The organism is Nostoc sp. XA010 (assembly GCF_020829625.1).
In the GTDB taxonomy this organism is placed as follows: domain Bacteria; phylum Cyanobacteriota; class Cyanobacteriia; order Cyanobacteriales; family Nostocaceae; genus Nostoc.
Genome location: NZ_JAIVFX010000018.1, coordinates 113,877 through 122,577, shown reverse-complemented (window position 1 = coordinate 122,577; position 8,701 = coordinate 113,877). Strand labels below are relative to the sequence as shown.

The following is an 8,701-nucleotide window of genomic DNA, read 5'->3' as shown; positions in this document are numbered from 1 at the left end:
AAGCTAATTCACAGATTGCGAAAATAATTGATTTACTTTGTTTATTATTTACTTAATTTCTACAATTATTTATGTCATTTTGAAATCTTTCTTAGTTTTTATTAGTAAATAAGATGCGTTTGCCCTGGCACCCGTGCTGACCAGTCCCGATCAAATTCAGCACTACACTGGGGGCATCTACCAGTAAACATCGGATGCCAGTCAATCAGTTCTAGCTGCTGTTCCCGTGTCCAGTGTTGCCGGGGCTGTGAAATCAATTCGCCGTTATAATAAGTTGCGCCTTCTGGTTGCCATAACTCCTCCGGTTCAAGGTTAGCGTCTTCTCGAAAGTCCAAGCAGCTGTCGCCGTCTACCCCATCAAGATGGACAGCACAGACGAGGTAAGGGTTATGAGCATACAGGAGACAGCGATCGCACTCTGGAAGTTTCGGCATAGTACCAGTGTACTGCTTTGTCACAAGCGATCGCTTCCTCAATCGCTTTAATCTCTCCAACAAGAGTGCTTTGGCAATGGATGCTAATGTATATCAAAATGCAAAAGAATGTTTTTTAAGAAACGATAAAAACTTACTTGACCAGAGTACCTATTTTGTGTGAGAGTATTTTATCCTTTCTTGATAATGTCTTAATAATTATTGGTTTTAATGAGCTAGAACTTCATTCTCTAAAATAGACTTTACGTCCTCACTATTATTTCCAAAAACATATTAGTTTGCTTCATCATCTCTTAAATTAAAAGCCAGTAGTAGCCCCATGTTAAATAACATATTAAGTGATTGATATTAGAGAAGTAGTTGCTAAATCAAACTTTTCTAATATCTATTATGAATAAAAAATGGGCTGCTAAACGACTTACAATCAATCTCACCTCAAGTGAAGCAGAGAAGCTGGAAAAATACTGCTCAATGACTGGCAGACCAGCAACCGATGTAATCCGGGAATTAATTCGTTCTCTGGCTACTGAAGATAAAGAGTAAAAACCTAGAATTAAAGAAAAGTAGACTGGATAATATTTTCTACTTTAAAACATAAAATTAATTTGTGGATTAATTAGCGATCGCTTGGCTTGAATTGGGAATCCTAAAAGAAGTTAATAGTGATTTTTAGTACAAATGGTTTTTAAAGCTCGCTTGATTGGTGTTGGCGCTTTGCTTGTAGCTCAAATGTCGTTACCCGTATTTGCCAACAATCTTACCGCTACAGTTGTAAGCGTAGGTGACGGTGACACCATACGGGTAAAAACTGGTAACAAAACTGTAACAGTCCGCCTTGCTTGCATTGATGCACCAGAGATGAAACAGAATCCTTGGGGTCAACAATCATCTGCAAGACTTAAACAATTGCTGCCAGTAGGACAAGCCATTACTCTACGCCCCGTTGAGACTGATAAGTATAAACGATTGGTAGCAGAGATTTATGTAGAGAATCGCAGTATCAATGTGAATATGGTGCAAGAAGGGCAAGCTGTAGTTTATCGTCAGTATCTCAAAGGTTGTCGGGAGTCTAAAGATAGCTTGTTGCAAGGTGAAAATTACGCTAAACAACAGCGTTTAGCATTTTGGAGTCAGTCCAATCCTGTGATGCCTTGGGACTTCCGCCACAAAACTGCTCAACGGGCAACTTCAGTACCAACTCAAGGACAGCAACAGAATAACTGCGACCCTGCTTACCCAGATTTTTGCATTCCAAAGAATTCACCCGATTTGGATTGCCGAGATATTACGCAAAGAAGGTTTAGAGTCTTGCCACCTGACCCTCATAGTTTTGACCGAGATGGAGATGGGATTGGGTGCGAAAAATAACTACAACGAAACACAGCTTTTAATTAGGCAGTAAAAATGTTTCATCAAAATCAAGATTGTGAAATTGACTCCGAACCTTTAAAGACCGTTGGAATGGCCATCACCATCAACATTATTAAGTTAGCAACCCAAAACAATACGACTACACCAAAACCCACTAATGTCAAATAGGAAAATGTTAATTGTGTGAATCCATCTAGCAGTTGCCACAACCGAAAAGCTGTGTAAAAAAAGCCAATGGGTACGACAATACTTGGCACTAGGAAGCGACTAAAAACACGTTCAGAGATGAGTTGTACGGCGACTATCAACAGGTAACTTCCCCAAAATACCCATGAAGATGGTTGTTTCCAAGCCAGAGCTAACAAGCACATCGGTAACAAAACTCCAGCAAAGGAGGCTAATTTGACCCACCATCGCAGAAATTGCCATTGCTGCTGGTTATACCCAATTTCTGCCGTAAAGGGTAAACGTCGAGCTTTGACACCAAAACCATAGCCAAGAGCTAGCAGGCTTATAATCAGAATAAAAAGCGTTAGAATCCATCCATTATTAACTGTCATCTGCCCGAAAATACCAATTCTCATACTCTTAGTTTAATCTGGCTTTAACATCCTCCCCGCACCTTGGCTGCCAATAACAATATTTCGCCTTTTACTTTTATATACTCAGTGTGCAATGTGTTGATTTAAGCTAGTCGAAGGTTGAAGTCGAACTCCTCTCTCTTTTGCTCTAGCAGTCCTAGTTCATCGCTTCCCAAATTGATTTTCTCTTTTATTGCCGAAAGCGATGCTGATATAGGCGATTGGAGTGATGAGTGATGTATTGGGAGACTGTCTTCCTTTACAGACATACTGTAAGTAAGAAATTTACAAGTTCGTAGTCTTATCGAGTCTCTTAAAGCCTAACCAGTAGGTTGCTCAATTAGTCACAAATTTATTAAATATTGTACTAAGAAGCTCATCCATCATTGAACTAGTACTCAAAATAGTCACTCATTTTCAGAATTATTAATACTGCTTATACTTAGTTTTTAATCGAAAACATTGATAAATAATTTTTGTAGCAGCAAATGTCAAATGCTAAGAATTCCTTAACGCTGCGTCAGCCCAAAAGCGCCCAAATTAATATTAGTAATGTGCAAGAGAATGCATTTATTTTGTAGTACAAAAAATTGAGATAACCTTTGATGAACAAGCCATTACCGAAAAATGATACGAACATTTTAGTAATTGGAGCAGGAGTCAGTGGTCTAACAACTGCTATATGTCTGAGAGAGGCAGATTTTAATGTTGTGATTGTTGCAGATCGTTTTGCCCCAGATTTAACCTCTATTGTGGCAGGTGCATTATGGGAATGGCCTCCAGCAGTCTGTGGTCGTCATGGATCTCCTAGATCGCTGGAACGCTCTAAAGACTGGTGTATGACTACCTATAATAAATTCAAGAAAATACACACAGAGTTTGGTTCAGAAAAAACAGGGATTTATTTGAGGGATGGGTATTTCTATTTTAAGGATGTTTTGGAAAATCGACCTGCTGATCTAAGCAAAATGAATGAGTTGAAGGATAAAGTTGATGGATTTGAAAGAGGTTTACATATTGTCAAAAAAACGATTGATTTGAATTTTCAAGGAGGTATAAAAGATGCTTATAAACACATGGCTCCGATGACAAATACCGATGTTTACATGAATTGGCTACTTCAATATGTAAAGGATATTGGATGTGAGATTATCCAGGAGAAAATCACTGTCAATGTAGTTCAAAACGAACAGGAACTACTTAGCCGGTTTAATGCAAGGGCAATTGTTAATTGTGCTGGGCTAGGTTCAATAGCAACTACAGGGGATAGTTCCATGTATCCCGTGAGGGGCGCACTTGTCAGGGTTAAAAATCTAGGGAAAGTTGTGAAGGATGCTCATTGCATTTCCCATGAAGAATCTTCTTTAAATGAGCAAGACATCATTTTTATAGTTCCTAGAGGGGATGATTTGGTGGTCTTAGGAGGATTAACGCAGCAAGACCAATGGGGTACAGACTTATCTCTTGAGGTTCCAATTATTCGACAGATGTATGATGGTTGTTTAGAGTTTCTACCAGAATTAAAAGAACTCCCCCTAGATGAGAAGGAGCCTGTTAGGACTGGTTTACGACCATTAACATCGGAAAATGTTTGTGTGGAAAGAGTTTTAAACACACACATATTTTATAATTATGGACATGGAGGGTCAGGCGTAACGTTGTCATGGGGATGTTCACAAGAAATTGTCCACTTAGTACAACAAATGCTCTGCGAAGAGGCAAATCCAGTTGCTTTACATAGTAGTAAGATAGATAGCAATAAGCAGACTGTGTTTGTGCTACATGATATGCTTTCGAGCAAAACTGATTTTAGGCATATCTGCTCAGATAATAGAAATCTAGTTCTACTCTGTAGTAGGCGAGGACTCAGTGAGGTTGTACCCTCCCAGTATCAGTATTTGGATATTGTGCAGATTGTAGAACCTTATAATTTACAAAATCTGTTCCAAACCTATCAACAGATTAAGACTGAGTATAAACTATTAGATGACAACTGCCGAATTGTCACCAACGATGAGTATTCAGTGCTGTTAACTGCACAGTTGCGTGAAGCTCTAAATCTGCCGGGCGATCACCCAACGATGATCCAGCAATTTACTGATAAGAGTTACCTCAAATCTGCCCTCAAAAATTCCCTGATTCGGGTGCCTAAGTATCTGATTTTTGCTCAAGACCAATACCGTAAAGAGCCGGTTTCATACTTAAAGTTGGTTCTAGAAGAACTAGGTAATCACATTTTGATCAAACCAGTTATCAGAGTCGGAAGTGAAAAAAGCAGAATAATCTATACTGTTGATGATTTGAAAGCTTGGTGTGAAAGCAATGTAGATTCAGATTCAGAATTTGAGATGAATGAATTCATTAGAGGTCAGTTATACAATACAAGTGTTGTTATAAAAAACGGTCAGCCTTGTTATTTCGCTGCTTGCAAGCAGTATCGACCTAATGATGAGTTCATTTATGGTCATCAAATCGGCAATATTATTGTTAGAGAAGAAGAACCAGAATTTCAGAAACTCTGGCAATTTTCAAGTGATGTGTTAGAAAGTTTAGAACACAATTACCCTAAAAATGGTGTACTCAATATTGATTTATTACTACCTTCTCTTAGCGAAGAAGCAATCCTAATGGAAGTAGCTGTACGCCCCCCGGAAGCGCTTGTATCAAGAATGTTTTACATATATCAGGGGCTACGTCTAAACGAGTTACATCTCCAATTACAGATAGGTGATTCGCCTGATATCATTCTCAAAGATAGAAATGAGTGGAAGTACAGCGCTTCCTCGATTCATCCAAAGCAGAATGGTGTTGTTACAGAAATTCAGAAACCAGTTCTTGAAAGTGATGTGGAAATTTATTGGCAGATTTATTTGGGAGAAAGACTGGAAAAATCACAAAGTATGAGGGATATTGCCATTGCTATTGTTTTGAGCCATCATGACTTTTCAACCCTTCAAGAGGAATATCAGGTAGCCAATTCTACCAATTTCTACAATACTAAGAAAGATTTTTTCTAGCAGCCCGAAAGAAACTGTTTTACAGCAGTGTTTGACTTAAAAACCGAAAAACAACCGCCTAAATGAGTAAATTTTAGTGTATTCTGCGCTTTTTTAGCAGACAGAAGTGAGCAAGGGAACAAACAACTCTCTTTTGTTTGACACTCTTCGGGAAGCGACGGAATCTCTAAAGCTAGAGAAAGCAATATAAATGCCGCACTTTTCTGGAGTTTTGTGCTAACAGTTGCAGGTAGATTCATTTGTTTTTTCCTTGCGTTACTGTTGGTTGTACCTACCTTAAACCTCTTGTCCTTTGTATAAATCTTTCTGTCGGTAGAGATTAGGGTAGCAATATCAACTTTCAAGCCCTTCCACGATTACTGCTGGTGAGAGCCATTCTTAAACCTTGCCTGGATTCTCAAAGCTAGTTAAGTAGTTTTAGATTTCGGTTTCTTATCTCTACGGCAATGAATTCTTTGTGACTTTCACTTGGCTTTGAGCAAATTAACCGTAAGAGTCTTTGAACAGGTGTTGTGTTTCTCCAGTTGACGCAGGCTGAAATAATCGCATTGCTAATGGGCAAGCGATCGCTTTCACCTTTGCTTGGTGTAGCCTTATGGTTGACACCAGTATATTAATAATATTATCATGTCAACTGGCGAGCGCAGTGAAAATAAAATTAAAGTAAAAATGAATATCACAGTAGATGTAACACCCATCGCTGCGTTTAGGTGGAATGAAGAAAATGCCCAAAAACTTAGGGAGCTTAGAGAAAAAGCTGGATATAGTAGACAAAAGCTATCTGATGCTGTGGGAGTTTCTGTGGCTTATATTCAACAGCTAGAGACTCCTCACGTCTTTATTAACAAACCAAAAAAACCAACTCAGATGACTGTTAGTACAGAAATTCTAGAGAAACTTTGTGCTGCTTTAGATGGCGATATCACTTCACTTATTTGGAACATAGATTACAACGGTTAAGAGAACATCTACTACGCCTACCAGTAAAAACTACTTGACAACCACTGGTGAGCGTAGTAATATAGTAATCATAAGAGAGGAGACGAGCGCGATGCCTCTTTTGAAAAACAAAGAAGCGCTCAAAATTCAACCCTTACAAATCGAGTTAACGATACGAAACCACAATAACCAGCCGCCACCGGGACTAGCAGCCGGAAGCTTTAAACTTGTATTGCTCAAGCCACCGGAGATGATTCCGATGACCAACCAAGTCTAAAAACTGGTTGTAAAAAACTTCAATCTTTGCAGAACAAAGGCGATTGTGAACTCTTCAATCGCCTTTTGAATTGTTACCACGCGGCTGTACAGAGGACACGGTAACATCCCAATATCTTCTCTACAGCTTAGTGCTGTCTGGTGTTTTGACACGATCTAATACGCTTTGCCTTGGAATTACTTTATGAGGCTTCGCCAATTCTAGATTGAGCGTTGTGCAAGCACAACGTTGTTCATGTAAATCAAAAGGCGATCGCTTGCCTGAGAAACACTGCGATCGCCTTTATTCCTATTACGGAGATAACTATTATGCCACAAACAACAACTGTAACCTCTTGCGTTAAACCAGTTGAAGAATTGAGATCAGTAGAGATTTCGTTTGAAGATCACGAATTCTATGCAGGTCAAAAGCTCGTAGCTAGCATTACCCACGACGATGACCTAACGCAACCTTGGATAGTGATGGTCAATGGTGAGGAGATCCATCGCGCGAACACTTTTAAAAGATGCCACAGCTATATCACATGGCATTACCAGCGCGGAACACTGCCCATACAAGAAGAAGAAACCCCAGTCGCTACAACGGGGAACGAAATCATGGTACAGATTGCTGATGAATGCGAAAAGTACGGGTTTGAAATCCTAGACGATGGTATCTACGACCACGAGCAAAAGCTTGGTGAAGTAGGCTGTACTAATGGTCGTTGGTGGGTTATTCGGGCAACTTCAGTGCATCAGCAGAAAATCCCGTGTGATTCTGCCCTTGATGCGGTGTGGGTATTGTCGATGATAGAACTGACGCAACCATCTCGTGAGGAACTGCTGGATAAGCCGTTTGATCGACTAACGGCTAATGATAGGAACAGCTACGGGAATATTAGCCATCCTCAGACGAGCCTCTTGATTGCGGTGGGTTCACAGACTCCGATTTGGCACAGATAGAGGGAATAGCGGCGTAAATGAAATAGTAGGCGTGACCGAAATCTACATCGGTCGCGCCTGCTGCTTTAAGAAGTCTATGGCTTCGCCAATGCGAAAGTGAAATGCTTTTGGTAAAAATACATGACCCCTGAACAAACATCAGAATTATTTGCTCTCTTGATGCGCCAAGAGGAACTACTCAAGCAGTTAGTTGCAGCAATCAATAAACCGAAACTGGGATTGCATTCTGATGCAGGCAGTTGCAAAATCTACTGCAATCGTCACAATGGTTCACTGTGGTATACCCTAAACAACAGTGAAGCAAGTGCGATTACCCAAACTGCCTTAACTGGATATCTAAAAGAACTGAAATTCGAGAAGTGTGAGCGCAGAGGAAAAGAAGTTTACAAGTTGCTGATTACAATTCAAGCAGACAGACCCTATATATTAGAAAGTGGGCATGATACTCACTTTGCTAAATCTGTATTAGCCGCGATCGCAACTCTTACTCCACAACAATTATATTCTCCCATCACACTACAGCCGCAGCCAGGGACGACAGATGAAAATGTATTGTTCTGTCGCGTATGGGTAGAGTCGGAATTAGTTATAGCATCCTACAGCGAGGAAACGAACTGGCGCGAGGTCAGTAAACAGGCTTTAGCTGTGACAAAGGCTGCGAATGAGATGGCGTTTTAACTCGTTGTAAACAGGGCTTGAGAGATTGTAGTTATAAGTGACTCAAGCTTTGTCTACAGCTTGCTGTGCTGTGTACTCACTACTACCAATCACAATAAATGACTACAACAATCGTTCACCCTAGTATCGAAAACTTACAGCAGTTTTCTGACTCGTTCGACATTGAGAAACTATTGCAATCTGAGGGAGTTCTACCGTGGCTTTTAGCAAATGGCTGGAAGTACGACGATGACTCGAGTTTGATTGCAAATATTATCGATGAGTCTACAAGCCTTGATGAAGTTTGGGACTCCGAAGAGTTTGACTTTAAGGCTCTGCCTGATGAATTAAAGGAAAAACTCAATCAAATCTTTGAGCATTTCTATCTGTAAGATTTGTCACTCTCAATCACTAATTAACGCAGAGTTAACGAAAACGTTGACGAAAGAAGAATCAGATTATGCGTGAAAAACTCTACAGTCAG

12 protein-coding genes are annotated in these 8,701 nt (G+C 39.9%); 8 read left to right on the top strand and 4 right to left on the bottom strand.

Annotated elements, in window-relative coordinates; all coding sequences use genetic code 11:
- Positions 1 to 101 precede the first annotated feature (101 nt).
- Positions 102 to 434 carry a hypothetical protein gene (locus tag LC608_RS23620; protein ID WP_229555891.1) on the bottom strand — a complete coding sequence of 111 codons (333 nt, stop codon included), beginning with the start codon at positions 432 to 434 and terminating at the stop codon, positions 102 to 104.
- Positions 435 to 824: 390 nt separating this feature from the next.
- On the opposite strand from LC608_RS23620, the gene LC608_RS23615 reads away from it, so the two are divergent.
- Both LC608_RS23615 and LC608_RS23610 read left to right on the top strand, forming a co-directional pair.
- Positions 825 to 977, top strand: coding sequence for a ribbon-helix-helix protein, CopG family (locus tag LC608_RS23615; protein WP_229555889.1), 153 nt, complete (start codon positions 825 to 827; stop codon positions 975 to 977).
- Between the two features lie 135 nt (positions 978 to 1,112).
- Positions 1,113 to 1,802, top strand: a complete 690-nt coding sequence (locus LC608_RS23610; RefSeq protein WP_229555888.1) for a thermonuclease family protein — start codon at positions 1,113 to 1,115, stop codon at positions 1,800 to 1,802.
- A gap of 50 nt (positions 1,803 to 1,852) precedes the next feature.
- On the opposite strand, the gene LC608_RS23605 is transcribed toward LC608_RS23610, so the two are convergent.
- Positions 1,853 to 2,389 carry a hypothetical protein gene (locus LC608_RS23605; RefSeq protein WP_229555887.1) on the bottom strand — a complete coding sequence of 179 codons (537 nt, stop codon included), beginning with the start codon at positions 2,387 to 2,389 and terminating at the stop codon, positions 1,853 to 1,855.
- A 602-nt stretch (positions 2,390 to 2,991) separates the two neighbouring features.
- On the opposite strand from LC608_RS23605, the gene LC608_RS23600 reads away from it, so the two are divergent.
- Positions 2,992 to 5,403: an FAD-dependent oxidoreductase gene (locus LC608_RS23600; RefSeq protein WP_229555886.1), complete on the top strand. Its 2,412-nt coding sequence runs from the start codon at positions 2,992 to 2,994 to the stop codon at positions 5,401 to 5,403.
- Here the strand turns inward: LC608_RS23600 and LC608_RS23595 are convergent.
- Both LC608_RS23595 and LC608_RS36950 read right to left on the bottom strand, forming a co-directional pair.
- Positions 5,400 to 5,747, bottom strand: a complete 348-nt coding sequence (locus LC608_RS23595) for a hypothetical protein (RefSeq protein WP_229555885.1) — start codon at positions 5,745 to 5,747, stop codon at positions 5,400 to 5,402. The genes LC608_RS23600 and LC608_RS23595 overlap by 4 nt on opposite strands.
- Positions 5,748 to 5,886: 139 nt before the next feature.
- The gene (locus tag LC608_RS36950; protein ID WP_258169775.1) at positions 5,887 to 6,009 is read right to left on the bottom strand and encodes a hypothetical protein; all 123 of its coding nucleotides are present in this window, start codon (positions 6,007 to 6,009) and stop codon (positions 5,887 to 5,889) included.
- A gap of 21 nt (positions 6,010 to 6,030) precedes the next feature.
- Here LC608_RS36950 and LC608_RS23590 point away from each other — a divergent pair, with 21 nt between their 5' ends.
- The 5 genes from LC608_RS23590 (at position 6,031) to LC608_RS23570 (ending at position 8,609) form a co-directional block, all read left to right on the top strand.
- Positions 6,031 to 6,363, top strand: coding sequence for a helix-turn-helix domain-containing protein (locus LC608_RS23590; protein ID WP_229555884.1), 333 nt, complete (start codon positions 6,031 to 6,033; stop codon positions 6,361 to 6,363).
- A 91-nt stretch (positions 6,364 to 6,454) separates the two neighbouring features.
- Positions 6,455 to 6,619 carry a hypothetical protein gene (locus LC608_RS23585; RefSeq protein WP_229555883.1) on the top strand — a complete coding sequence of 55 codons (165 nt, stop codon included), beginning with the start codon at positions 6,455 to 6,457 and terminating at the stop codon, positions 6,617 to 6,619.
- Between the two features lie 212 nt (positions 6,620 to 6,831).
- Positions 6,832 to 7,560 carry a hypothetical protein gene (locus LC608_RS23580; protein WP_229555882.1) on the top strand — a complete coding sequence of 243 codons (729 nt, stop codon included), beginning with the start codon at positions 6,832 to 6,834 and terminating at the stop codon, positions 7,558 to 7,560.
- 120 nt (positions 7,561 to 7,680) lie between these two features.
- Complete coding sequence (locus tag LC608_RS23575; RefSeq protein ID WP_229555881.1) at positions 7,681 to 8,238, top strand: hypothetical protein; 558 nt, start codon at positions 7,681 to 7,683, stop codon at positions 8,236 to 8,238.
- Positions 8,239 to 8,336: 98 nt separating this feature from the next.
- Positions 8,337 to 8,609 (top strand): hypothetical protein, encoded by a 273-nt coding sequence (locus tag LC608_RS23570; RefSeq protein ID WP_229555880.1) that lies wholly within the window; start codon positions 8,337 to 8,339, stop codon positions 8,607 to 8,609.
- Positions 8,610 to 8,701 lie beyond the last annotated feature (92 nt).